The sequence below is a fragment of the Acidobacteriota bacterium genome, from assembly GCA_039030395.1.
GTDB lineage: Bacteria > Acidobacteriota > Thermoanaerobaculia > Multivoradales > JBCCEF01 > JBCCEF01.
In genome coordinates, this window is record JBCCEF010000023.1 from 1 (window position 1) to 24636 (window position 24636).

The window sequence follows — 24636 nt, forward strand, 5'->3', positions numbered from 1 at the left end:
ATCTTCCGCCGCCAACACCCGGCCGCCAACCGGTTCGACCAGGGTTTCGACTTTCTCCCGGTCGAAGCCGCCGGAGGCGATGGTGGTGGGGTCGTCGCCGGCCAACAGCACCGTGTAGAGCGGGATGCCGCTCTTCTCCACCACCCGCCGGCAAACGTCGAAGCCCACCCGCTCGTCACGGCCGACGCCGTCCGTCAGCACCACCACCGCCCGGCGACCGGCGATGGACTGCATCTGGAGCAGGGTGTAGACGAGGGCGTCGCACAGGGCGGAGCGGCCGCCGGCCTGCAGTCCGGCGACGGCGGCATAAAGCTCCTGGCGATCGTCGGTCAAGGTCTGCACGATCTGCGGCTTCTCCGAGAACTCGACCACCATCGCTCGGTCCTCGCCGCGCAGGGCGATGGAGAGAAAGTCGATGGCGGCGGTTTTCACGTCGCGCATCGCCGGGAACATGCTGGCGGAGGTGTCGAGCAGCAGGGCCAGGCTGATCGGCACGTCGCTGCCTTGGCGAAAGTCCGCGATCTCCTGCTCGACTTCGTCCTCGTAGACGTCGAACTCCGACCGTTCGAGGCCGCGCACCGGACGCGACCCCTCGTCCGCCACCACCGTGTAGAGCTCCACCAGCTTGACGTCCACCTGCTCCGACAGGCCGTCGCCGTTGAGCAGCAGAACGTCCTCCGCTCGCTGGCCGTCGGAGAGGTGGGCAACCACCTGGAGATAGCCCACCGGCGAGTCCGGCGGCACCCGCAGGCGCTGGCGGAAAGGCGGCTCGAAGAGGGTGGCGATGGACTGGTCGTTCCAGCGGATCTCGACTCGCTCGATCTCGGCGCCGGTCGGCAGATCGACTTCCGCCTCGACGTCCACCGGTCCGACCTGGCGGGTATCGCGCGGTTCGATGATGTCCACCTTGAGGGTGCCCACCCCCTGGTTGACCAGAATGCGATCCCGGCCCACCTCGGCGCCGGACCCGTCGAAGGCCACCGCCAGCACCTCGCGGGGTTGCGGCAGCGATCCGAAGTCGATGCGCGCCTCGAAGGGCGAGCGACGGCGCGACTCCACCTTGCGCCCGTCCAAGAGAAAGTCCACCCGCTCGACCTCGGCGCCCGAGACCAGCGCTTCGAGCCGCTCCCGACCCTGCACCACCGCGGCGCTCGGCGGCAACAGCACGATGGCCTTGCGGTCCGGCAGCAGATCGAGGGGCACCGTGCCTTCGGCGCCGGCCAGAGTCTCCGTCGCACCACCAACGTCGCCGGTCGCGCCGCCGGATCGCCGGCCGGCCACCTCCGTCAAAGTCGGCAAGTCACCGGTGACCCGCGCCGCCAGGGCGCCGCCCCAGGTACCCGTGCCGAGTTCTTCGAACACCACCGCCACTTTCTCCGTTGCCGGCGGCAGGGCGAGGGACGAGCTGAAAGTCCACAGATCGAGGTTCTGCAGGTCCTGCGGCGGCAGTTCCTGATGATGGACGAAGGGCACGCCCTGCGAGAAGGAGGCCGCCAGGGTCACCCTCACGGCGGCACCGGAAAGATTGCTCGCTCCCTGCTTGAGGGCTTCCAGGTCCACCCGCGCCTGGAGCTTGCTCGGTACCGGATCCTTCTTGGAGTCGTCCGCACCCGTCGACTCCGGTGTCGCCACCGCCGCCTCCACCGGCAAATCGCCGCGCTCCACCCCGCCGGCCAGCAGCCGCCGGGCGCGTGACGAGGCGAGCCCTTCCGGCGAGGACGAGCCGGACCACCTCGGCGCCTGCACCTTGAGGCCCGGGCGCAGGGCCCGCACCTCCACCGGGTGGAGCTTGCCGTCCGCTCGGCGGGAGACCTGGTAGGTGAGGCGCACCCGGCTCTCCAACCGCTGGAGCGCCTGCGGCAGTTTCTTGATGCCGGTGAGGGTCTCGCCGCCCGTGGCGTCGGCCATCTGGCGCATCGGATCGAGGGGTCGGTAGACCAGGGAACTCGCCATCGGGGCCGTGACCTCGGTACTCGCCCGTAGATCGAGGTCCCCAGAACGACCCCGGCCGGACATTTCAGCCGACATCGAGCCGCCGGAATTGAGCGCCCCGAGAGCCAGATTGACGCTGGTCCAGCCGCGAGCAGCGAGAAACTGCGCAAGATCGCGAAGTTTCGGGGCGGAGCTTGAACTCCCCATATCCACATTCAGCCACACGGTATTGGAGCCCCCCAACCGATCGTTTTGGAAGCTCGCGTCGATGTTAGACGAGTAGAACTCCCGCGGATCCAGGTCATAGCCGTCGTTGACCAGCATCAGAGCTCGCGGCCCTTCTTCCAAGAAGTCCGCCGCCCAGGACAGCAACACATCGTGCTGACGGCGCAGCATCAACTCCTCCTCCTGAATCAGCCCCCTCACCAATGTCGAACTGACGGAGGTGAGACCGCCGAACTGAACCTGATGGAGAAACTGCTTGCGGTGGCGCCGCAGCTCATCGCGGCCGGATAGCTCCCGCGAGAGGCGCTCCAGGGTCTGCTCCACCAGCCGGGCACTGCGGGTTGGAGCCAGGACTTCCTCGGTACGGGAGTTGGCAACGATCACCTGCACCGGACCCAGTTCCGTGAGTTGGCCGGCCTGCGCCGCCAGCGCACCGGCGGCCCGCCGGATGGAACGCGAACTCGACAACACCTGGTCGAAATAGACCACCGTCTGCCAGTTCCAGTTCGGGTCCGCCGCGGCCGGCGGGCGCTCGGACCGGGTTTCGGCCGTCGTCGCCGATTTCACCGACTTCGCTGGCCGGGACCGGAAGGGATCCACCCCGATCACCCGCTGCACCTCGCCGTCTTCGATCACCTCGAAGTCGGCCGGCGTCAGGTCCGTCGGCACCGCCCCGGAGCGGTCCGTCACGGAGATCACGAGATCCACGGCGGTGACCTGCGCCCGGCCGGAGAAGCGCTCCAGGGTACGGCCGTCCTGGGCCGCCGCTGGAATGGCGGCGACCAGCAGAAGGCAGAGGACGACGGCGAGCAGCCGTCTCTTGGAATCTGAGGGGAGGTTTCGGAAATCGGAAGGACGGGGAACGTTATGCATGGATGACCTCCTCGGAAGAGTTCCCTACTTGTCGATCTTCGCTTCCTTACATCTTACTGCGTCGGTATTCCTTGACTCATAGCTCGAGTTCATGGCCCGATCTCATGGGTAGTAACCGGAACGGGTGCGGGCCTGGTGGCCTGGGCGCTCCACCTCGATGTGGACCACCCGCCAGTCGTCTTCCTCGGCAAAGGGCGGCGCATAGGTGACCAATACCTGGCTGCGCAGTTCGTCGATCAGCGAGCGATAGATCCCGCCCAGGTCCGACGGCTCCTCCGCCCGCCAAACCCGGCCGCCGACGGACTCGGCGATGCGCCCGAGGCGCTCCATCGAGGTGCCTTCCCGCTCCGCCGTGGGATCGTCGCCGGCCAGCAGAATGCCGTAGACGGGAATGCCGTTGCGCTGCACGAAGCGCAAGCAGGTGGTGAAGTTCACCCGCTCGTTGCGGCCCACCCCATCGGACAGCACCACCAGTGCCCGGCGGCCATCGACCTCCTGCATCTGCACCAGAGAATAGACCAGGGCATCGCACAGCGCCGAGGTGCCGCCGGGGGTGAGCTGGGAAACCGCCCCGACCAGCGCCCGGCGGTCGCCGGTCAACTCCTGGGCCATGCGCGGAGCCTCCTTGAAGTCCACCACGAAGGCCCGGTCCTCTTCTTTCAAAGCGAGCAGGAGAAAGTCGATGGCGGCCCGCTGCACTTCGCCCATGGACGGGGTCATGCTGGCCGAGGTGTCGAGCAGCAGCCCGAGCTTCAAGGGCATCTCCACCCCCGGCCGGAAACCGTTGATCTCCTGCGGCGCGCCGTTCTCGAACACCGCCAGCTCGTCCGCCGCAACGTCCTGCACCGGCCGACCGGCTTCGCCGGTGACCACCGTAAAGAGTTCCACCAACTGCACTTCGACCCGCTCTTCGGCCCCCTCGCCGTTCAGAAACACCACGTCTTCCACCCGCGACCCCGCACGGTCGTAGGCCACCGCTGTGAGATACCCGGCGGGGGCTTCGGCGGGGATCTCGAAACGCTGGCGGAAGGGCGCCTCGTAGAGGGTCGCCGTGCGCTCTCCGCTCCAGAAGAGCTCCACCCGGTCCAGTTCGCCGTCCGCCGGCAGGGTGACCTCCGCTTCCACATCCACCCAGCCGGTCCGTCGCCCGCTGCGCGGCTCGATCAGGCGGATGCCGAAGCGCCCGACTCCGCTGTTCACCTGGCGGGCATCGCGGCCGAGTTCGACGCCACCCTCACCGTAGGCCACCACCTCGATACGGCGCGGTTCCGGCAGCCGACCGAAGTCCACCCGCGCCTCCCAGGGCGGATCGTCACGGCTGGCAACGCGCTCGCCGTCGAGATGGAAGTCCACTCGGCGTACCGCCGGGTTGGCCACCGCCGCCTCCACCCGCTCCTTGCCGATCACCACGTCGCCGCCGGGCGGCAGCAGAAAAATCCCCCGGCGGCCGGGCAGCAGATCGTCCGGGATGGAATCGTCCTCCGGCGCGGCGGCGCGCTCCTCCTCGACCCGCGCCGCCAGCACGCCGCCCCAGGCGCCGGTGGTCAGTTCTTCGAACACCACCGCCACCTTGTCCGCCTCCGCCGGCAGCGAAAGCGGCGTGCCGTAGGTCCACACGTCGAGACCGGCCAAGCTGCGCCCGGTGACGAGGTCGTGGTGCACGAACGACGGATCATCAGGAAAGGACACGCCGAAGGTGACCCGCAGCGGCGTGTCACCGGCCGCCGCCAGGGCCTCGCGGATCGGCTCCAGATCGACCCGGGCCTGTAGGCGCCCCTTCCGGCGCCCGGCCTCGTCCGCCTGCCGCTGGAGGGCCACCGCCGCCGTCAAGGGCAGGCCGCCGCGCTCGCCGTCGCCGCGCAGGAGGCCGCGCGTCCGGGCTGCCGAGAGCACCTCCGGTGCCGGCGAGCCGGACCACTTGGGGGCTTTGATCTTCAAGCCTTCGCGGCGCGGCCGGACCTCGATGCGATGCAGTTCGCCGTCCGGCGTGCGGCCGACCTGGTAGGTCAAGCGCACCCGCTCGCCCAGGCGTTCGAGGGAGCCGGGGATCTTGCCGGCGCCGGTCAGCACCTCGCCGCCGGTTTCGCGGGCCAGCCGATCGATCGGTCCCAGGGGCCGCAGCACCAACGAACCGGGCAAGGAGCTGATGGTGTCGTTGCGGCCGGCGACCAAGTCGCCGACCCGGCCCTTGCCGGAAATCTCCGCCGCCATCGTGGCGCCGCTCTCGAGGCCGCCGAGCATCACCCCGAGGGTGACCCAACCGGACGCCGAAAGCTGTTGTGCCAACTCTTCGTTGCCCGGCGCGACGGGAAGGTTCTGGAGGTCGGCATTGATCTCTCCGAAAAGAGTGGATCCGGGAGAGATGCCGCTCAAATAGAACTCGGCGGGATCGAGGTCGTAGCCGTCGTTGACCATCACCAGGGCGCGGGCACCGACCGCCGAATAGCTGCTCAACCAAGCCATCATGGCGTCGTGCTGACCGCGCAGCAGGCCCACTTCCTCGGGAATGGTCGAGCGGACGAGGCGCCGCCGGGAGAGATTCGAACCATCCCGGATGGTGGGTCCGCCACCGCGCCCCCCTACCCGCCGGCCGGCCTGCCCGGTGGTCGCTCCGCCGGTGTCCGCAAAGGGATCGGTAGCGACCGTCGGCACCCCGGTGCCGTCAATCTCGCCTTTCACCTGGAGGGCGGAGAGGTACTGCCGCCGCAGGTGCCGCAGAGCATCGCGGCCGGTGGTTTCCCGCGCCAGGCGGGAAAGGGTCTGCTCGATCAAACGGGCGCTGCGGGTGGGAGGCAGGACCTCCTGCGGCCGCGGGCTCGCCACTACCACTTCGACGGTGCCGAGGTCCGCCAAGCGGCCGGCCTGGGCCGCCAGGGCCTCACAGGTGCGGCGGATCGAGCGCGAACTCGACAGCACCTGATCGATGTAGACCACGATCCTCCAGGTCCAGGCGTTCTCGGCGCCGGGTTCCTCGTTCGAGGACTTGCGGGAAGAGGTTCTGGCGGCGGTGCCTTGGCCGGCGGTGCGGCGCGGCCCAAACACCTCCACTCCCACCACCGGCCGCGCTGCGCCGTCTTCGAGCACCTCGAAATCCTGCGGGCGGAGATCGTCCGGCACCTCACCATCGGGACCGCGTACTTCCAGCAGAAGGTCGACGGCGGTGACCTGGGCGGTGCCGGTGAAGGTCTCCTTCTTCTGCGGAGTGTCCCCCGGGTCGGGCGACTGGGCGAAGAGCGATGGCACGACGAAGAGCACCCCGAGGCCGACCGCCAGGAAGGTCGCCGGTAGGGAGAGGGGGCGCGAGCAGGTGGAGGTCATCGACAAGCTCCCTTAGGGGTCGAACGGGCGAATCAGTTCGCGAGACGCCTCGCCAGTATAGCGTCCGCCCTTGTGGCCGTCGCGTATACTGTGGTGGTGAAGGTACTCAGCCCCATCCCCTCAGAATTCGCTGCCACCTAGAAGGGAGCTCCGTCATGCCTCGTCCTTCAGTTCTCCGCATCACCCCCCTCCTTCTGATCCTGTTGGCGGCCTCGCTCCTCAGCGTCGCGGCCGTCGCCCAAGAAAATGTCCAGGAAGACGAGGTCGATCTCGAAACCATCGTCGACGAGATCCAGGTCGAAGTAGTCAACGTCGACGTGGTGGTGACCGACCGGCGAGGCAACCCGGTTTCGGGTCTGACGGCCGAAGATTTCGTGCTCTATGAAGACGGCAAGGAGCAGGAGATCACCAACTTCTACGCCTTCAACGACGGCCGAGCGCGGCGCGAAGCGACGAGCGAGGAGACGGAGTGGGTAGATCCCAAGAAGCGCCGCCGCATGGCGATTCTGTTCGACACCAACTCGCTCGAAAAGCGCCCGCGGGACAAGGCGATCGAAGGTCTGGAGCGCTTCATTCTCGAACAGTTCGACGGCACCTACGAGTGGGCCGTCATCGCCCATAGCGACCGGATCCAGCACCTGCAGCCGTTTACCAGCAACAAGTCCACGGTGCTCGCCGCCCTGTCGCAGATCCGCGATCTGCCGGTGCCGGTGCGCCGGCCCCACGCCGGCGACCGCAACGTCAGCGAGGATCCGCTGGTGGTCAGCCGGGCGCCGGGCCTCGGCCAGTTCTCCGCCGGCGACACCAACTCCGGCGCCGGCCCGCGGCAGATCACCTTCCAGGAGTTCGAGCAGCGGGATCGCATGTTCACCTCGCTGCAGCGCTTCGACCGCACCACCACCGCCCTGGTGCAAACCATGCGCGCCTACTCCGGCCTTCCCGGCCGCAAGTCTCTGGTGCTCATCTCCGGCGGCCTCGAGTCGTTGCCCGGGCCGGCGCAGCTCTTCGGTCAGGGCACCCCCGGCACCAACAAGCGCAACGATCCGTTGATCAACGCCGTCCACGCCGAACTGCAGCAGCGCTACGAGGTGATCATCAAGACCGCCAACGCCGCCGGCTTCGCCATCTACCCGATCTCCAGCTTCGCCGGACTGGCCGCCAAGGCACCGTACCTCGACGTCGAGCGCACGCCGCAGATCTCTTTCACCGGCGGCTTCGAATCGCTGCCGCCGGAGATCGATGCGGAGTCGGCGCCCAAGATCATGGCCGAGGGCACCGGCGGCAAATTCTTCTCCACCACTCGCTACTACAACTCCTTCGACAACATCGACGAGTTGACCGCCAACGCCTACGTGCTCGGCTTCCAGACCCGCCGCAACCCGGATCGCAAGTACCACAAGCTGCGGGTCAAGACGAACCGCAAGGGCCTGCGGGTGACCAACCGCGAAGGCTACCTGCACATCAGCCGGCAAGACCGCCTGGTCAACGAGCTGACCACCCCGCTCACCTTCCCGAAGGATCGCGGCGACTTCCCGATCGCCGTCGAGATCATGCCGCCGGAGAAAGTCACCGCCAAGAAGGTCACTCTAACGGTGGCCGGCGTCATCCCGCTGGAGGACGTGACGCTGGTGCCCTACGGCGATGAGATGGTCGGAAGGGTATACCTCTACCTCGCCGTGTATGACGAGGAGGGCGAACTGGTTAACCTCTACCGCGAACGCCAGGACCTGCGCCTGCCGGCGGACAAGATCGCCGACGCCGACGACAACGCCCCGGCCCGCTTCGGCCTGACCGTCAAGGACTTGAAGCGCGGAAATTATACCTTCACGCTGACTCTGCTCGATGAGATCAGCGACCGCTTCGGGACGGGTCTACAGCCCGTTCAGCTTTGAGCAGGGGGGCTCGCGCCCCCCTCGCCGCCAAGAAGTGTCATTCTTGGCGGCACACCCCCATCTTCGGCGGCTCACGCCGCCGCCTCGCCCTTCGGGCTCGGTAGCGATCTGCTGGAGTAGCAGATCGCTCTCTGCTTTGCAGGTTCGGTAAAGAACGCATTAGGCTCCCGCTCGTTCTCTAGAACAAAATTTCTTGGCGCTCCGAGGGCGCCGGGTAGGTGAGCCGGACGCCGTCCTCCACGACGGCGTCCGGGTGGAGCTCGTGGTCCACGTCCTGGCCCGGGCCAAGGCGATGGCTTACCCGCCAACCCCGCACCACCAACGCATCGGCGATCAGCCGCCGGTGGCAGCGCCAGTACACCGCTTCGGAACACATCACCGCCGTCCAGCGCTGCCGGCCCAGTTCCTCCAGGTGGGCCAACGCCGTCTGAAATTCCGGGCCCAACATATAGTCGGCGTAGGCCCTAAAGCTCAGGTTCCTCCAGGCGGTGTTCGGGCTGTCGGCGTGTCCCCGCCGACGGCCGCCCAAGTCCGGCAGGTGCTCGTAGTCGATACCGGCGTCCGCCAGGGTGGCGGCGAGGGCCTCGCGGCCGAAGTGCGGGTGTCGCTTCGAGCCGGGGAATCGCCGCACGTCCACCAATCGCTCGATGGCGGGTTCCGCCGCGAGCAGCGCCAGAAACTCTTCCGCGTCTTTGTTCGAGTGCCCGAGGGTGAACAGGCGTTCCATCGCGCCAGTCTATCGATCCAGCGCGGTGATGCCGCTAGCCTAGGTCGGCGCTCCTCCCACCGGCACCTCGAGCAATGAATATGTAGTTGGCGAATTTAGTGTCTCTTGTTGGATACGTAGATCTTTCTCGCTGTACTAAGTGAGGCGGCGTTCGCCTCGTATGGCACCGTCCACCGAAGCCTGGAGGATCTATGAAGCTCAAAGGAATGCTCGTTATTGCCGCGGCGCTGATCCTGGCGTCCCCCCTGGTCGCCCAGGTCGTCGCCCCCGTCACCGTCAACTTCGCCGCCGGAGACGACGGTTGGACCACCTTCAACGACGGTGGGACCTACCTGCGCTTCGACCTCAATCCGCTGCCCGCCGGTTTCTTCGGCGCCGGCTCCAACGCGATGGCCTCCAAGGTCACCCTTTTCGGTCAGCCGATCGCCAACTCCGGCGGCCTCGGCGCCGGCATCGACACCATCGTCCGGCGCATGGCCCCGACGGGCAATCTGTCCGTGGGAAGCTGCGCCTCGGTCCCGATCGACTTCCAGGCCCTCCACCTCGAATCGAATCCCTTCACCGTTACCTACAGCGGAGGATCGAGCGAGACCTGGAAGATCGTCGCCGGTTTGAGCCTCACCTCGGCGCAGCCGATCGGCAGCATGACCATCTGTCGCACCTGCGGCAACGGCGGCACCTTCGACGCCAACCTGCGGGCCTACTTCCTGCTGCGCTACGTGCGGGTGAGCCCGGCACCGGCCATCCAGTTCACCCAGGACTGCGGCGCCGGCGACTGCCCCGAGGCCACCTTCAATGCCACCGGTGCTGACTGGACCGTCAAGTCCGCCCTCGGCGGTATGAACCTCGGCGCGCTGCCCGCGAATGTGCAGGTCGATGTGGATGCGGACGGCAATCCGGATTCCGCCACCACCATCGGAAGCAACAGCTTCACCGGCGGCATGAAGATCTGCGGCACCAGCGGCAGCGGTGGCGGTGGCGGCGGCACTCCCGAGTGCACCGTTCCCTCGCACGTTGGCGGCGGCGGCCCGAAGACCAAGAGCAGCCACAAGAACTACACCGGCGGCGTCGACTCCGACGGCGACGGCGTGGCGGACCACTGCTACTGCGAAGATGCCAACTGCGACGGCATCGACGACGATGGCGGCGGCGCCCCGTGCCCGCCGTGCCCGGACGACCGGGTGCCGTGGGAGGACCTCGAGCCGCATGACTACGACGGCGACCAGCGCCCGACCTTCAACGGCCGGCACTAACGAGACAACGTAGTTCCCTACCGTCCACTCGCCGGGGAGCCGAGCAGGCTCCCCGGCTTTCTTTACTCAGCTCCCCTATCGCTCCCGCCCATCGCCCCGGACTCCGGCGGCAGCGCTCGGGCGGCCTCCAGGATTTCGTCCTTCCTCGCGAGAAAGCCCTCCAGCGTCGACTCGACCAGGGCATCGGGTTCGATCCCTCGGTCCGGCTCGAAGCGCTCCGGGTGCCGAAGCTCGAGGGTCTGAAGCAGTCTCGGCAGGCGGACAGTGATGTCGCTCACCGGCAGGTTGAGGTAGAGGAGAACGCCGGCGGTGACGCCGGAGACGTTGCCTCCGGTGCGCTCGCCGACCAGTCGGGCGAAGCCGTTGTCCTTCAAGAGAGTGTGCAGGGTGGTGGTGCCGGAGGCGTTGAAGCGACTGGTGAGGACGATCACCTCACCCCGAAAGTGATCTTCGTGGGGTTGCCATTCACGGCGACCGGTATCGAGCACCCGGTGACGCAACCGCCACCTCCCCTCACCCGCCCTCGCCAGCGAGAAGCGTTTCGGCTTGAGCGCCCGGGTCTCCCAGGTCGAAAGGAACGGAAGGAGATCGAGGCCGGGGTCTCGCTGCGCAATGTAGGCCTCGGACGTGACGGTGAAGGCCCCATCCACCAAGAGCGTCGCCAGGGCGAACATGGCGTCAGTGCTGCCGCCGCCGTTGTTGCGCAGGTCGACGATCAGGCGTTTTTTGCCCTCGCCATTCCAGCGTCGGAAATGAGGGACAAGGAGAGTCAATGGATCGACCGGATCGCGGTAGTTGACGAAGGTGTCGACCGCCAAATACGCAGTGCCTCGATCGAGATCCCTAGCCGTCACCGCGTCTTTGAAGTTCAGGAAGCGCCGCGCCTCGGGACCCGCCAAGGCGAGCCAATCTTCGTAGGTCACCTTGTGGAACTCGCGCACACCCGCCGTTCCGGCGAGTTGGACCCTCACCTTCGGCGACGAGCTGAACACCAGGGGGTAGAACTGCTCGAAGGTGCTGCCGAGAAAGTCGCCGTCGTCCTCCAACGAGGCGTTCTCCAACTCCCGAGTGCGGACACCATCGATCGGCACGAACGGGCGCAAAGCATCCAAAACCTCTCGTACCGGTCTCCCGTCCAGCGCGATCACCTCGTCGCCGCGCAGCAAGCCCGCTCCGTCCGCCGCTTCGGCAATGAACATGCGATCACCGAACAGCCGGAAGCGGAACGGAAGAAACGACGGCTTTTCCTGCCGCTGTGTTTCCAAGACGTCAGGCAACTCGGCCCGACTGTGCTCACAGCCCAGGCGCGACAGCAGGGCCGAGATCTCGCGGTACCAGGTACCCAACTCGACACCACCTTCGACCACCGCATCCAAGCGCTTCCAGCCCGTGACGATTTCCTCTTCCGTCGCGTAGCGCAGATACCCCGGATGAAGGCGTTCGAGTCCCTTCCGCAACAGTGCCAGTTCGCCCCTCGCCTGCTCTTCCGTGAGAATTTCCGGCGTCGTGAGCGGCGTCAGGGCCACTGCCGATGAGGCCACCGGTTTTGCCGTCTGACATCCGGTTAGCCAACCGGCAATCAGCAGCGTTGCTACAGCCCAACCCACGGAACGGGGATGATTCAGGATCTTCATGGCGACTCTCCGGACACAGCAGTGTACCGCTCGTTTTGGGAATACCGAACCCCGGATGGAGAATGGCTGCCCGGTACCGCCTCCGCCCGAGGCATGGCCCAAGCCTTCAGCGGACGGCGGACACCGACACTTCTGACCCAACGCGAGAAGGTGACCACCATGGCACAAATCCAACTCGTCGCCCTGATCGTTCGAGACTATGACCCGGCAATCGACTTCTTTGTCAACGTGCTCCAATTCGAACTGATCGAGGACTCCCCCTCGCTGACCAATGACGGTCGACCCAAGCGCTGGGTGGTGGTGCGGCCGCCTGGCGGCGAAACGGGGATCCTGCTGGCCCGCGCCGATGGCGAGCGCCAGGTCCAAGCGCTCGGCAACCAGTGCGCCGGTCGGGTCGGATTTTTCTTGCGGGTCGACGACTTCGACGCCAGCTACCAGCGGATGATCGATGCCGGAGTGCAGTTCACTTCGCCGCCGCGCTCTGAGGCCTACGGGCGCGTGGCGGTCTTCCGGGACCTCGAAGGCAACCGGTGGGATCTAATGGGCGAGTGAAGGAAGCCTCCCGCCGCAGTTTCCAGACGAAGCGAAGGCGCCTCTCAGAAGGAATCTTCCAAAGAAGATTAGGTCACATTTTCGCCACAGAATTCCCCGTCCCTCGGGATCATGACTCGGCCGCGTCGAACTGGCGGCCCTGGGTGAGTCCGGTTCGGAGGCCCATGAGGACCGAGTCGCCGTGCGGAAGGCGCCCCAGGACCCCGGCGGGTCGCCTGGGATCTCGACTTCGAGCCGGAGGGCATCGTGAATGACCCGGACGTACAGATCCTGCAGCTCGGCCGGCAACGAGCCCGGATCGACCTTTGCGCTGGACGAGCGAGTTGGGAATGATCAACGGGAGCGGTCGCCAACCGCGCGACCGCTCCGATTTCCTCTTCGGGAGAGGTTACTATTTGCGGCCGAGCAGCATGCCGATGACGCCGCCGGCGAGACCCACCCGAACAATCGAGACGATCACTTCGGCGACCACGCCGACCAAGGTCATTTCCCCGGAAACGCCGTGCATGACCAATCCGATGGACAGGGCGATCAGCCCGCCGATGATGGCGCCACCCTTGAACCCACCCCCAAAAGTGCTGATCGACGCCCACTGGGCGAAAATGTAGGTGATGAGAATCGCCATCACCAGATTGCCGACGAAGATCGCCCACAGAATCGGTTCGTCGACCGCTCCGACCCCTTGGCCGTCGAAGAAATCCGCCAAGGCGATGCCATAGATCAGGTAGCCGAGCACGAACAGCACAATTCCACCCACCACCGCAGCCAACACTGTGCGTTGAGACATGGTTTCCCTCCTGAAATGAATTGGTATCGAGGAGTCTACCAGCCCCGCGCGGCAGTAGGCCGATGAGAGTGGCGGCCTAGACCACCCGCAGAGCCTGGAGAGGATCCGCCCGCAGCGCCCGGCGTATGGGCAGGTAGCAGGCGAGGAGGCCCACCGCCAGCAAGGTCAGGAGGGCACAGACAAATGCCCTTGGATCGAGTGCTCCCACGCCATAAAGCAGGCTGCTCAGAAATCGACTCGTCCACAGACTGACGACCAGACCGGCCACCGCGCCGGCCACCACCAACGCCATTCCCTGAAGGAGCACCAGCCGACGAACCCTGCCACGTCCGGCACCCACCGCGATCCGAACACCCATCTCGTGCCGACGCCGGGCCAGCTCAACGGTCATCAGGCCGTAGAGGCCGGTACCGGCCAGGAGCAGCGAGAGCAGAGCGAAGAAGCCCAGCATCCAACCGGCGGTACGTTCCACGGCAATGGACTCCTCGGCCAGACTCTTCATGGTTCGCAAGCCGTAAACCGGCTGCTCGGGATCCGCCTCTCGCAGGCGGCTGCGCACCGCCTCGGCCAGTTGAAGGGGATCTCCCTCGGTCCGCAGGACCAGACTCATGTAGGGGAACGGTTGCTGATCGTGCGGTTCGTAGATTTCCGGCTCGGGTTCGACGCCGATGCCGGCGTGTCGTTCGTCCTCGACCACTCCGACGATCACCTTCCAGGGCTTGTCGTCGTCGCGCTTTCCGCGCTTGATGCGCTGGCCGATCGGATCTCGCCCCGCGAAGAAGCGCTCGGCGAAGGTCTCGTTGACCACCACATGAAGCACTTCGCTGGCGCGATCACTCTCCAGGAAACCACGGCCAGCGACCATCCTCAGGCCGACGGTCGAGAAATAGTTGTCGACCACTTTGTGGCCGGTGACGGCTTCTCCGGCCGCCGAATCCGATCGGTCTTCGAAAATCACCCCGTGCCTCCACCCGCCGCCGGAGAGCGGCACGGCCGATGTCCAGCCGACGGATCGCACCTCGGGCAGGGACCGCAGCCCCTCGCTGGCGCGCTGGAAATAGCCGAGCACCTCCCCTTGATCCCAGTAGCGTTCGCCGGAAAGGCTGAGGCTGAGCACCAGCAAATGGTCCACCTCGAAGCCGGTCTCCACGCGGCTCAGCTTCCACAGGCTCTGGGCCATCAACCCGGCAGCGGTCAGCAGGGTCAGGGACAGCGCCACCTCGACCACCACCAGGCTCCGCCCGATACCCCGACGGCCCTGGCGCGGCGAGGCCAAAGTCAGCAAGGTCCCCGGCGCGCGCCGGAACACCCGCCAGGCAGCCAGTGCCCCAACGGCCAGGCCGGTGAAAACGGCCAGCACAGCGGCGAACAGCAACACGCCGGGATCCAGGCGAATGTCGTGCAGGCGCGGCACATGCTTCGATCCCAAGCCGGTAACGATCGCCAAACCCCAGTGGGCGAACAGCAATCCGAGGGCGCCGCCGGCCAGCGAGAGCAGCAGCCCCTCGAAGAAAGGAAGGCGCACGACGTAGAGAGTACCGGCGCCGAGGGCCCGGCGAAGGGCAACCTCTCCGAGCCGGGCCTCGGCGCGGGCGAAGAGAATGCCGGCAGCATTGACGCAGGCCAGAAGCAGAAGGCAGGCGACGGATCCGAGGAGCACCAGGAGTTGCGGTCGAGCCTCGTGGACCATCGCCTGGTGCAGGGACTCCAGCGCGACACTCCAGCCGTCGTTGGATTCCGGATGTTCGCCGGCGAGCCGCGCGGCAATCGTTTGAAGTTCCGCTCGTGCCCGCTCCTCCCCGACCCCGTCCGCCAGCCGCCCGATCACTCGAATCGACCGGTCGGTGCGATTGGCGGCGTCTTCTTCACTGAAGGAGAGGAGCGACCACAGCTCGATGGACGGAGACGGAAACACGAAATCCGGCGGCATGACGCCGGCCACCACATGGGGATCGCCATCGACGGTGATGCTCCGCCCGACCACCTCCTCCGAACCCGCGTACCGGCGTTGCCACAGCTCATGACTCAGAACGACGACGTCGGCGGCCTCGGCCGTTTCGTCGCGGCCGAAGTGGCGCCCAACCCGCGGGGACACCCCGAGGACGGCAAAAAAGTCTTGGGAGACATAGAGGCCGCCGAGACGCTCCGCCCCCGGTTCGCCGGTCAAGTTGAAATACCAAGGGAGGTAGGCCGCCAAAGATGCGAAACTGCGGCTGTTTTCACGCCAATCGAGGTAGTTGCCGTCCGCCACCGCGTCGCTGCCCCACTCCTTCGCGGGATGGGTCTCCCGCAGCTGGAAAATGCGATCGGGATCCCCGTAGGGCAGCGGCCGAATCATCACCCCGTAGGCGACGCTGAAGGCGGTGGTCGCGGCACCGACCCCCAGGGCAAGAACCAGCACGACGGCGGCCGCCAGAACCGGATTTCTGGCGAGGGAACGGATGGTTTGGAGGATCTCCCGAAACATAGAGATTGAACCCATCCTACAGCATGGCGAAACGAACTACAGGCTCTCCTCGAAGGTGCCAGGGGAATGTCTCAGGGAATGTCTCAGGGGATGCTTCGCGCTCCAGCTAGCGACAGGAAGCGCCGCCAGAGTAGGCGCCAGGGGAATGCCTCAGGGGATGCTTCGCGCTCCAGCCAGCGACAGGAAGCGCCGCCAGAGTAGGCGCCAGGTCGCCCAATCGTGCCCCCCGGCCACTCGCAAGGTCTGATCCGCCGGCAGGATCTCGGCCAACAACTCGCCCCCGTCAGCGAAGGCGTCGTCCGCTCCAAAGGCCAGGAATAGAGGCGGGGCCGGGGAGCCCTCGGACACCTCCTGCAGCCAGGCCCATAGCCCCTCCAGCGATTCGTCGCCGGAAGTCACCGTGGGGCTCCAGGCCTTCACCCCACCCTGGCTCCGGATCTCGTCGAGCAGTTTCGCTTCGCCCAGGAAGGGCGCGATGGCGAAGACCCCTGCGAGGTCCTGCGGGTGGTTTTTCGCGTACAGCAGGCTGCCCAGCCCGCCGAGGGAAACGCCGGCCAGCCAAACGTCCTCGAAGCCCCGCGCGCGCGCCGGCAACACCACGTCCTGGCGCAGGCGATCGACGACCGTGCGGCTGCGGTAGTAGCCCAGATGGGCGTCCACCGCCATCACCTCACAACCCCAGACGCCGCCCTCCGCGAAACCTTCCCGGGAGAAGGCCACCGGTCGGTCGGCGCGCCCCGGGAGAAGGACCACCAGGCACGAAGAATCGGTGCCTTCCGCGAGCGAAGTCGTCGCCATCGGAACGGAAGGTGGGCGCAACGCTCCGAAACACCCGAGGGCGGCGACCAACCCCGCCGAAAGAATCCACCGCCAGAGACTGCCCGTGCCTCGCCCTCCCCGTTTAAACGCCATCGCTCCCCCTCCGAACGCTCCTTCGATCATCGTTTGGCCCACCGCCGAAGGAAGCATAGCTCCCACGGACCTAACACCCAGTGCCCCGACACCAAGTGCCGAAACCAAGTGCCAAGGGAATGTTCGCTGCCAATACCAAGTGCCAGGGGAATGTTCGGGAGTGTTCGTCGGAACCCAATACCAAGTGCCAGGGGAATGTTCGTCGGAACCGAGATCGGCTTCCTCGAGCGCTCGCACCGCGAGAGCCATGCCTGTTTCCGACCTGCGGGTGGAGCTGATTCGCGCCTCGGACGGCGCCCACGTGTCGAAACAAGCCTACGACCGGGTGACCGATCCCGACGCCATCGCCCGCGAGATTCCCATCGCGACCCGGCGGGAACTCGATCTCGCCTTCCCTACCGGAATACCGTGAGGGGGCTCACCGATGCAACGTTTCCGACCGCCCGGCGCCTGAGGTCTCCATGAACACAAAACCATCCCTGGCGCGATTCCTCCTAGCGGTCATCGTCTCCGCGGCCTGCATCCTTCTTCTCGGCTGTCCAAAGGACTCCAAGGAGGAGGACACCGTGACCGACACGGACACCACCACCGATACGGATTACGACTACGACTACGACGATGAACCGACGGACACCTGCGAGTACCGGCCGGATCCCCTGCCGCCACAGTACAACTGGACCTACCAGACGGCGCCGGTCGGTCAGACGACGGCGCGCTACTACGCCCCCGCCTCACCGGTTGGCCTGGTGGTGCTGTTCGATGGCGGCGGTGGAGTGCCCATCTGGTTCAATCGCATCGAGCCGCGGCGGCTGGTGGAGGCGCTGGTCGATGCCGGCTACGCCATCGTCGCCCTCGAAAGCGACGATCCGACGGACGGCAACTTCGACCCGACGGACGCCGCCACCAATGTCGACATCGTCAATCTGCAGACGGCGATCGGCCAAATGGAATCGACCGGCCAAATACCCGCCGACACACCGATCTTCTACCTGGGTTTTTCTTCCGGCGGCTTCTTCGGCAGCCTGGCCACCCGTTACGAACCGGCCCATGCTCTCGTCCTCCTCAATGTGCGCGGCGACTCCGCCACCTACGATCCCGCCCTGAATCCGGATTCGCCACCGCCCACCCTGTGGGTGATCGGCGAGAACGACTCGCGGGTGCTGCCGGACGACGCCGGACTGTTGACGAACCAGAGCTTCATCGACGCCGCCGGCGTGTCCTGGGAGTCGTACATCAACGAGCCGATCGGCGCTTCGGAGTACGCCTTCGCACGCATCGCCGACCCCTCATCGGCGGTATCCGCCAGCGACTCCGCCGACGCCGTGAGCCAGCTTTTCGACGCGGGCTACCTCGACCCCTGCAACATCCCCGTGAACGAATCGGCGAACCTCGACCTGACGGTGATCGCCCTCGAACCGAGCTTCACGGCGCCCTTCACCGAAGAGGCCAAGCGGCAGATCGACGAGCTCTACGGCGCCCACGAGATCACCAGCGACTTCAACGACGAGATCGTGGCGTTTCTCGACGCGCACCAGTAGGGAGTGGGCCCGGGATGGGGCTGCGGCCAGGTCTCATCCCGCCGCTTGACTCCTCTCCTCCCCCTGTGGCAGCCTAAAAACCGGCGTCAGCTCACCGCCCAACCCCTGATCAGCCCGCCGTCGCCGGGCTCACGGAAGGGGCAAAGGGGTCCCCAATACCTCGAGCCGCGGCCATCGCGAAGCCGCCATCACGTCTCGTTCTGCATTTCGGGCGCAAGCCAGCGACGGAAGGGGTTGGGTCTCGAAACGAGAGAGGACGAAGACGATGACCGACGCCAGCAAACTCAAAGCCAAAATCCGCGCCCGGGCCCAACGTACCGGCGAGAGCTATGCCGCCGCGCGCCGCCACGTGCTCGCCCAGCTCGACGCTGAACGCCAAGCGAAGACCGCGGAGTCCGCCGAGCGGGCGCGCAAGGCTCCCGCCACCGGCGCGGTGAGCGACGATCGCTGCCGCGAGAAAACCGGCCACGGATTCGAATATTGGTTCGGCGTGCTCGACCGCTTTGGCGCGCGCAAGGCCGGCCACACCGCCGCCGCCCGCCACCTGCAACAAGACCACAACGTCTCCGCCTGGTACGCCCAGTCCATCACCGTCGCCTACGAGCGAGTTCACGGCCTGCGGGAGATCGGCCAGCAAGGCACAGGCACCTACCAAGTGTCCGTCTCTCGCGTGCTGCCGGTGGACGCCGAGATGGCCTGTGACCTACTGCGGCGAGATACCGCTATCTGGCTGGACAACGCCGCCGGCAAACCCGGTGAATCGCTACGACAAGAGCTGGCGAACAGCGAGTTTCAGCCCAGCAAGCGCGGCTACCGGCTGCGCTACCGCCCCGACACCTCGATCGTCGAACTGACGGTGGATCGAAAGCCGGACGGTCGCTCCAGCCTGGTGGCGCGACACAGCGAAGTTCCCGACCGCAAAACACTCGATCGCCTGCGCGACCGTTGGCGGGCAATTCTCGATCGCTTTCGGGAGCACTGCCGGTCCATCTGAGTGCCAGGCCCGGCTCCCCCTGCGGGCGCCTTTTGGCGCTCGCAGGGTCCACCACCGGCCGGACTCCGGATCAGGAGGTAGAGGCGGACCAGATCGTCAAATCTCCGGATTCGAATCCGTCCATGAAGATCAAGGCGCTGGCGCAGGTGATGGTGAAGGTGCCCAGAGAGGTGCCTCCGAGAAAGGGGTGGGTAGTGATCTGCGTGATCACCCCCTGTGGATTGGTGGGATCGTCCAACGAGGAAAACGTCACGCCGGAGTCCGTTCCGGCGTCGTAAGGCGGAAGAGGCACCTCGACGGTTTCGATCCAGTGACCCTCGTCGAAGAGCGGGAGGCCGTGCAGTCCGACAAACCAGTCGGGACTCGGAGCGATCATCGTGACCACGGTCACCAGCGGATGGCCGACCTCGAGACTGAAATTCGCGAGCGCCGATCCCGGCGAATCGTCCACGCTACCGCCGGAAATCACCGCCGCCGCCGTTCCGGCCTGCATGGCGGCGAGGACTTCGTTGCGCAGGGGAGTCGTCGCTCCGGTCTCGGCCATTGCCTGGATTCCCGCCGTCGCCGTACCTCCGGGTGCCCAGAAAGAAACCTGATCGCTGTGGCTGCCTCCGATCAGCGGCGAAAAGTGTGCTCCCGGAGGAAAATCCGTCGGATGGGTGGCGGCACTCCAAATCGCATCGAAGGTCAAAGTGCAGTCGGCGCTCGTATCCTGCGCTTGGGCAGCGCCTGCTACAGCAAGAAGTAGCGCCAGGGCGAACAAAGCGGGGGTCAGTCGACGCATCACGGCTCCTCAGGCAGGTCGAATCCAATTCGAAGATGAAGTGTCCGGACACGGCTCGATCCGGCCGGACACGCTAGACATACGCCGGCCGAAACCGTTCGGATCGCCGCGTCTCGGCGATGCCCTAGGTCCAGCCGGCGCCGGCAGGTCGCTATCCCGCCCGGCTACCGTTGGGCACCGCCTTCTCCGGCACTGCCAGCACCGGCATAATGCCATCGGCGTAGCCAATATCGAAGAGCATGCCTTCGGAGACCTCTCCCATCATCGGGCGCGGCTCGAGATTGACCACGAACAGCGCTTGGCGACCTTCGATCTCCCGCGGGTCGGCCCGTTCACCCTTCAAGGCGGCGAGGATACGCCGCTGGTGATCGCCGAAGTCGACGATCAATCGCACCAACTTGTCCGACTTCGGCACCACCTCGACCGCCTCGATGGTGCCGACGCGGACATCGATCCTTTCCAGCAGGCTGAGGGCAATGGTGGGCTTGATGGCAGCGGGTTCGGGCATGGGTTTCTCCGCGGGAATCCAGCGAGTACACAACCAGGGCGCCTCCACCGAGATGAGGTTCAGCCGGACCGAATGAAATACGGTCCCTCGGGCAAAGCGACCTTTGAACTGGTGCCGGCCAACTCGATCTCGCAGGGAAAGGGCGCCGCCCGGCGAAGCTTACCGGAGCCGAGGCCCTGCTCGCGTCCGCGACCGAAAAGCAGGACGAGACCGTGCTCGTCACCGAGGGCGCGGAAGAACTGGCCGCCGCCGCGGTACTGCTCGATGGCGAGATCCGGCATCAGCCGTTGGGCAAGGGCCTCGACGTCATCCGTCACCAGGGCGATCTCGCTGACGCAGAGGAAATCCTTCGGGGAGAAGGCGCCGGGCGCCGCATTGTTCATGTCGTGGCGGGCGATGTGCTCTACCACGTTGCCGGCCGGGTCGTAGAAAAAGACCGAGTGTGCATTCCAGCTACGGAAGTGGCGCACGTCCTTCGCAAAGGCTGGGTCGCGCATGGGGTCCGGGGTTTCGAACAGAGGCGTGCGCTCGAGCTGCCAGTCGCGGGCCGCGGCGATCTTGTTCTCGGGAATGTTGAAGGCGAAGTGGTAGAAGGCACCGCCGGGACCCTGCGGCCACACCGTGTCGGCGCTGGTGGGCTCTTCGTAGACGAACTCGAGGCGAGTGGCCCCCGCTTCGACGACCAGCGCCCTCGGCCCGGAGCGTACCCGCCGCATGCCCATCGCACCGACATAGAAATCGGCCATAGCCTCCAAGGGATGATGGGTTTGTAGACGGATGCCGCGAATCCGAGGGTCCGCATCTCTCCGCGGCACCGAAGCGGTCCCCTCGGCCAGAAGGTCGTGGGCGATCATCCAAGCGGCGGCGCCGACGATGAAGTTTCGACGATCCATTCGGCCTCCTCCTATTGGCAAGTTCGTCCCTCATCCTATCGGTACCGCCCCGCGGGCTAGATGGCTGCAGTCGATCCCGAACGGAGGCCCACCAGGGAGTCTTTGTCGACATCTAACCGCCCGAGCGCCTTGCGCTCCCCAACCTCCTCGCTACTCTGCGCAGGTCTTTCTCGATGCACGGAAACAAGAATTCGGTAACTCCGGAGACGGAGGGGAGATCCACCCAAAGGTCGATCTCGTAACGCGACTCAGGGTGGTACCCAAGGAGTTCGTGGCGAGAGGATCGATCATCCCCCTGATGCAGTCCTGGGACACCACCGCGGACATCCTCCATGATGGCTGCGAGGAAGCACGCAAGGGCACCGAAGCCTTGCCAAGGCGGAGAGTGAGGAAGAGCGCTGCCCCGATCAGCGCACCGTGAAGGAGTAGGTCGGCGACCGTCGGACCGCGGAGGTCGGATCGCTGTTGAAGTTGACGGCTTCGGCTTGCACAGACCCTTCGAAATCGGATGGACTGCCACCCCCGCCCAAGCATCCTCGTACCGAAGAATCTCCCTCGAGTACATCTCGGAAGGTCGTGCCCACCGTTCGCCGGGCCAACGCCGACGTTGCATCGAACGGCTCGCTCACTTCGACGGCGATCACGGCAATCTGGTTCGTGACGGTGAAGGGAATCTCGGACCCCGGGGGATTCTCCTTCGAGCACTTGAAGGCAATGGACCCGACGAGCGCCACCGACCGAAGACCGTGATCCGAATCGAAACCCGATGCGGTCATACCCAGGCGAAGAGTCCGGCGATTCCTCAGTTTGTCCTCGGCATCCGCGTCGCCTGGACGCAGTTGATGCAACTTTCCTCCCGGCTGAATCGCGATCAAGAGCTCGACCTCCGGTGGCGTCGGATCCGACATACTTGGGCTGACGGCCCGGGACCCACAACCCAGTGGCAGCAAAAGGGCCGCCCCCAGCGCGAGGGTAGACACCGCACCCGCGCAACGCCTCCGAAGAGAAAACAAGACCCGATGCTTCCCGAACATGACCATCCTCGATTCTTCAGACGAGCCAGGAGTCGCTCCATGCGCACCCGCCGCCTTCGCACCTCCATCGGCTGACTTTGCAGAGGATTCGTTACGGTTGTCGTTCGCCGTCCACGCCTTGCCGCGGCAACCGAGGATGGCGTGCAGGGCTAGCCCGCCAGCTTGCGGACCCGATCGCCTCGCCGAACGGTGCCGGCCTTGACCACTTTGGCGTTCAAGCCCCGCAGGCGGAGGTCGGCCGAGGCCTTGCCGTTGACGAAGCGAAGGGCATCGAGACCGAAGCGGTGCGCGAACTTCTTACAGCCGCGGTGAGGCTCTTCCGTGACCTCGACCACCGCATCCTCGCCGATCGCCAGACGGCTGCCGGGCGGCAGGTGCTCAAAACTCAGGTCGAGGTCCACGTAGAACTGGTCACCGGCCGGCGCCCAGCGATCCTTTTCGCCGGCGATCGCCTCGATCACCCGGGCGTTCATGATGTTGAGCTGCATTTCCGGATGGGGAGAGCCATCCGGGGTGCGCGTGCTGGCCTTGAACTGCCAGTAGTCGCCCACCAGTCCCGCATTGGGGTCGAGCACCCCTTCCTCCAGCACCTCACGCCCATCCTCCTGGGGCCGCCGCACGATCCAGTCCAAGCGACCCTCGTCGCGGGGGGACTGGCGGATGGTGTCGAGGTGGGCTTCGAGGGCTTCGAGGGACTGGTGGTCGGTCATCGATGGGTCCTTTGGTTGTGGATCCCCGAGACTAACAACTCGCCGGAGAATCCCCTACGCTCCGATCGCCAGCAGATTCCTCTCTCCCTCCCAGGCCGCCGCCCGCTCGGCCAAGCGCTCGTACCAGTTGCTGATGGGTAGGTCGTCGGCGGTTTCCAGAAGTCCAGCCAATTCGGACCGGCAGAGAGAGCGAAATTCCTCTTCGAGGTGACGGCGCCATCGAACCGCCGCTGCCGCGAGGCTGAATCCCTCGTGGTGGAGATTGCCCAGCGCGAAGGAGCGTGAAAATCCGTACTGCATGGGCACCAGGGTACCGTCGGCCTCCACCACCAGCGGCGAGAGCACCTCGCCCAGCGGGCGCTCAAACTCTTCCCCGGCGCGGTCACCGGCGAAGACCCGTTCGGGATCGAGCCGCAAAGCTTCGCGATCGAACAGGTCGAGCTGGATGCGCAGGGCGTCGCCGACGGAGCGCTGCAGATTCGTCGCCGCGACATAGGCCCAACCCGCCTCGGTAGGGTCCGGCCGGCTGCCGCTCAGCTCCTCGGCGGCGCGGCCGGTGATCTCCAGCGGGTGAATCTGGAGCAACGAAGCGCCCTGCTCTAGGGCGAAGCGCGCCACCCACAAGAGCTCGTCCAGGTTGTACTGGGTGAGAGTGAAGATGAAGCCGAAGGGAATCCCCAACCCGCGGACTCCGTCGAGCCGCCGTTCCATCGCCTCGAAGGCGCGCGGATTGGCGCGCATGCGATTGTGCGACTCAGGGGAGCCGTCCAGGCTGATCGCCAGCAGACCGAGGCGGCCTTCGAGCATCGCCAAGCGCCGCTTGTCGAGCAGCATGCCGTTGCTGGTGACGGTGGTGAACAGGCCCAGTTCTCGAGCCGCGGTGAGCGATTCTCGAAGCCCCGAGTAGAGGAGCGGCTCGCCGCCGGAGAACCCGACCACCGAGTATCCCTGTACGCGGGCCTCGGCCATCAGGGACCGGAGACGGCGCGGCGAAATCTCGCCGCGCTGCTCCGGACCGGACGATGAATAGCAGTGAAGGCAGCGAAGGTTGCACTGCCGGGTAGGGTGAATCTGCACGATTCTCGACTTGCCGGTAGGTCCCATCGCCGCCTCCTTCCTCACTGTCCCGCGACCGCCTCGAAGGCCACCCGGAACTCGTCCGGATCCGGGAAGCCGTAGGGGAAGCCGTCGAGGCAGCAGAGGCGCACGCCCTCGATGTCCGCCAACGCCTGAATGGCCTTGCCGACCCGGTCGCGGGACACCTGCACCGAACCACCGATCCAGTCCGGAACCGGTTGCCCCTTGCAGTGCCAATCGATCAACCGCAGGTCGTGGCGATCCAGAGTGTCGCGCACCCGCTGAATCGCCTCCGCGTCGAGCACGCACGCCTTGTCGTAGTTCGCCAGCATCCTGGCCGAACCGCTCGCCTCATTTGCCATGGTGAAGCTCCTTTCGAAATGAGTGGACAGGCTCCCTTCGAGCCTTCTATCCATACAAGGCGCTTCGAAATCGATGTCGTTACAATATGCAGATATAACTTATTTTCACCCGACCTCCCCGGCTCTCTCTTCCTGCAACACCCACGGCTGATGTAGCTACCGCG

General features: G+C 66.0%; 20 protein-coding genes. 6 read left to right on the forward strand and 14 right to left on the reverse strand.

Annotated features, from left to right (window positions below):
* Both AAF481_17025 and AAF481_17030 read right to left on the reverse strand, forming a co-directional pair.
* A partial coding sequence (locus AAF481_17025; protein MEM7482879.1) for a VWA domain-containing protein occupies positions 1 to 3030 on the reverse strand: 3030 nt, incomplete at its 3' end.
* Positions 3031 to 3132: 102 nt separating this feature from the next.
* Complete coding sequence (locus tag AAF481_17030) at positions 3133 to 6348, reverse strand: VWA domain-containing protein (GenBank protein MEM7482880.1); 3216 nt, start codon at positions 6346 to 6348, stop codon at positions 3133 to 3135.
* Positions 6349 to 6503: 155 nt separating this feature from the next.
* Between AAF481_17030 and AAF481_17035 the strand changes: the two genes are divergently transcribed.
* Positions 6504 to 8240 carry a VWA domain-containing protein gene (locus AAF481_17035; GenBank protein MEM7482881.1) on the forward strand — a complete coding sequence of 579 codons (1737 nt, stop codon included), beginning with the start codon at positions 6504 to 6506 and terminating at the stop codon, positions 8238 to 8240.
* 178 nt (positions 8241 to 8418) lie between these two features.
* Here AAF481_17035 and AAF481_17040 read toward each other — a convergent pair whose 3' ends face one another.
* Entirely contained in the window at positions 8419 to 8967 is a 549-nt protein-coding gene (locus tag AAF481_17040) for a DUF488 domain-containing protein (protein MEM7482882.1), read from the reverse strand.
* 191 nt (positions 8968 to 9158) lie between these two features.
* On the opposite strand from AAF481_17040, the gene AAF481_17045 reads away from it, so the two are divergent.
* Positions 9159 to 10220 carry a hypothetical protein gene (locus tag AAF481_17045; GenBank protein ID MEM7482883.1) on the forward strand — a complete coding sequence of 354 codons (1062 nt, stop codon included), beginning with the start codon at positions 9159 to 9161 and terminating at the stop codon, positions 10218 to 10220.
* 62 nt (positions 10221 to 10282) lie between these two features.
* Here AAF481_17045 and AAF481_17050 read toward each other — a convergent pair whose 3' ends face one another.
* A complete protein-coding gene (locus tag AAF481_17050; protein ID MEM7482884.1) occupies positions 10283 to 11854 on the reverse strand; it encodes a S41 family peptidase in 1572 nt (523 codons plus the stop codon).
* A gap of 159 nt (positions 11855 to 12013) precedes the next feature.
* Between AAF481_17050 and AAF481_17055 the strand changes: the two genes are divergently transcribed.
* Positions 12014 to 12406 carry a VOC family protein gene (locus AAF481_17055; GenBank protein MEM7482885.1) on the forward strand — a complete coding sequence of 131 codons (393 nt, stop codon included), beginning with the start codon at positions 12014 to 12016 and terminating at the stop codon, positions 12404 to 12406.
* 391 nt (positions 12407 to 12797) lie between these two features.
* On the opposite strand, the gene AAF481_17060 is transcribed toward AAF481_17055, so the two are convergent.
* The 3 genes from AAF481_17060 to AAF481_17070 form a co-directional block, all read right to left on the reverse strand.
* The gene (locus tag AAF481_17060) at positions 12798 to 13193 is read right to left on the reverse strand and encodes a hypothetical protein (GenBank protein ID MEM7482886.1); all 396 of its coding nucleotides are present in this window, start codon (positions 13191 to 13193) and stop codon (positions 12798 to 12800) included.
* Between the two features lie 76 nt (positions 13194 to 13269).
* Positions 13270 to 15660, reverse strand: coding sequence for an ABC transporter permease (locus AAF481_17065; protein ID MEM7482887.1), 2391 nt, complete (start codon positions 15658 to 15660; stop codon positions 13270 to 13272).
* Positions 15661 to 15810: 150 nt separating this feature from the next.
* A complete protein-coding gene (locus AAF481_17070) occupies positions 15811 to 16572 on the reverse strand; it encodes an alpha/beta hydrolase (GenBank protein MEM7482888.1) in 762 nt (253 codons plus the stop codon).
* A gap of 247 nt (positions 16573 to 16819) precedes the next feature.
* Here AAF481_17070 and AAF481_17075 point away from each other — a divergent pair, with 247 nt between their 5' ends.
* From AAF481_17075 to AAF481_17085, 3 genes are all read left to right on the forward strand, one after another.
* The gene (locus AAF481_17075) at positions 16820 to 16984 is read left to right on the forward strand and encodes a hypothetical protein (protein ID MEM7482889.1); all 165 of its coding nucleotides are present in this window, start codon (positions 16820 to 16822) and stop codon (positions 16982 to 16984) included.
* Positions 16985 to 17033: 49 nt separating this feature from the next.
* Positions 17034 to 18110, forward strand: coding sequence for a hypothetical protein (locus tag AAF481_17080; protein ID MEM7482890.1), 1077 nt, complete (start codon positions 17034 to 17036; stop codon positions 18108 to 18110).
* Positions 18111 to 18375: 265 nt separating this feature from the next.
* Positions 18376 to 19104: a hypothetical protein gene (locus AAF481_17085; GenBank protein ID MEM7482891.1), complete on the forward strand. Its 729-nt coding sequence runs from the start codon at positions 18376 to 18378 to the stop codon at positions 19102 to 19104.
* 70 nt (positions 19105 to 19174) lie between these two features.
* Here the strand turns inward: AAF481_17085 and AAF481_17090 are convergent, their stop codons facing one another.
* The 7 genes from AAF481_17090 to AAF481_17120 all read right to left on the reverse strand — a co-directional run bounded on the left by AAF481_17090 (position 19175) and on the right by AAF481_17120 (position 24472).
* Positions 19175 to 19888 carry a spondin domain-containing protein gene (locus tag AAF481_17090; protein MEM7482892.1) on the reverse strand — a complete coding sequence of 238 codons (714 nt, stop codon included), beginning with the start codon at positions 19886 to 19888 and terminating at the stop codon, positions 19175 to 19177.
* A gap of 151 nt (positions 19889 to 20039) precedes the next feature.
* Positions 20040 to 20396, reverse strand: coding sequence for a tRNA-binding protein (locus tag AAF481_17095; GenBank protein ID MEM7482893.1), 357 nt, complete (start codon positions 20394 to 20396; stop codon positions 20040 to 20042).
* Positions 20397 to 20455: 59 nt separating this feature from the next.
* Complete coding sequence (locus tag AAF481_17100) at positions 20456 to 21289, reverse strand: hypothetical protein (protein ID MEM7482894.1); 834 nt, start codon at positions 21287 to 21289, stop codon at positions 20456 to 20458.
* 407 nt (positions 21290 to 21696) lie between these two features.
* Positions 21697 to 22137: a hypothetical protein gene (locus AAF481_17105; GenBank protein MEM7482895.1), complete on the reverse strand. Its 441-nt coding sequence runs from the start codon at positions 22135 to 22137 to the stop codon at positions 21697 to 21699.
* Positions 22138 to 22472: 335 nt separating this feature from the next.
* Entirely contained in the window at positions 22473 to 23033 is a 561-nt protein-coding gene (locus AAF481_17110) for an MOSC domain-containing protein (protein ID MEM7482896.1), read from the reverse strand.
* 54 nt (positions 23034 to 23087) lie between these two features.
* Positions 23088 to 24137: a radical SAM protein gene (locus AAF481_17115; GenBank protein ID MEM7482897.1), complete on the reverse strand. Its 1050-nt coding sequence runs from the start codon at positions 24135 to 24137 to the stop codon at positions 23088 to 23090.
* 14 nt (positions 24138 to 24151) lie between these two features.
* The gene (locus tag AAF481_17120) at positions 24152 to 24472 is read right to left on the reverse strand and encodes a hypothetical protein (protein MEM7482898.1); all 321 of its coding nucleotides are present in this window, start codon (positions 24470 to 24472) and stop codon (positions 24152 to 24154) included.
* Between the last annotated feature and the right edge of the window lie 164 nt (positions 24473 to 24636).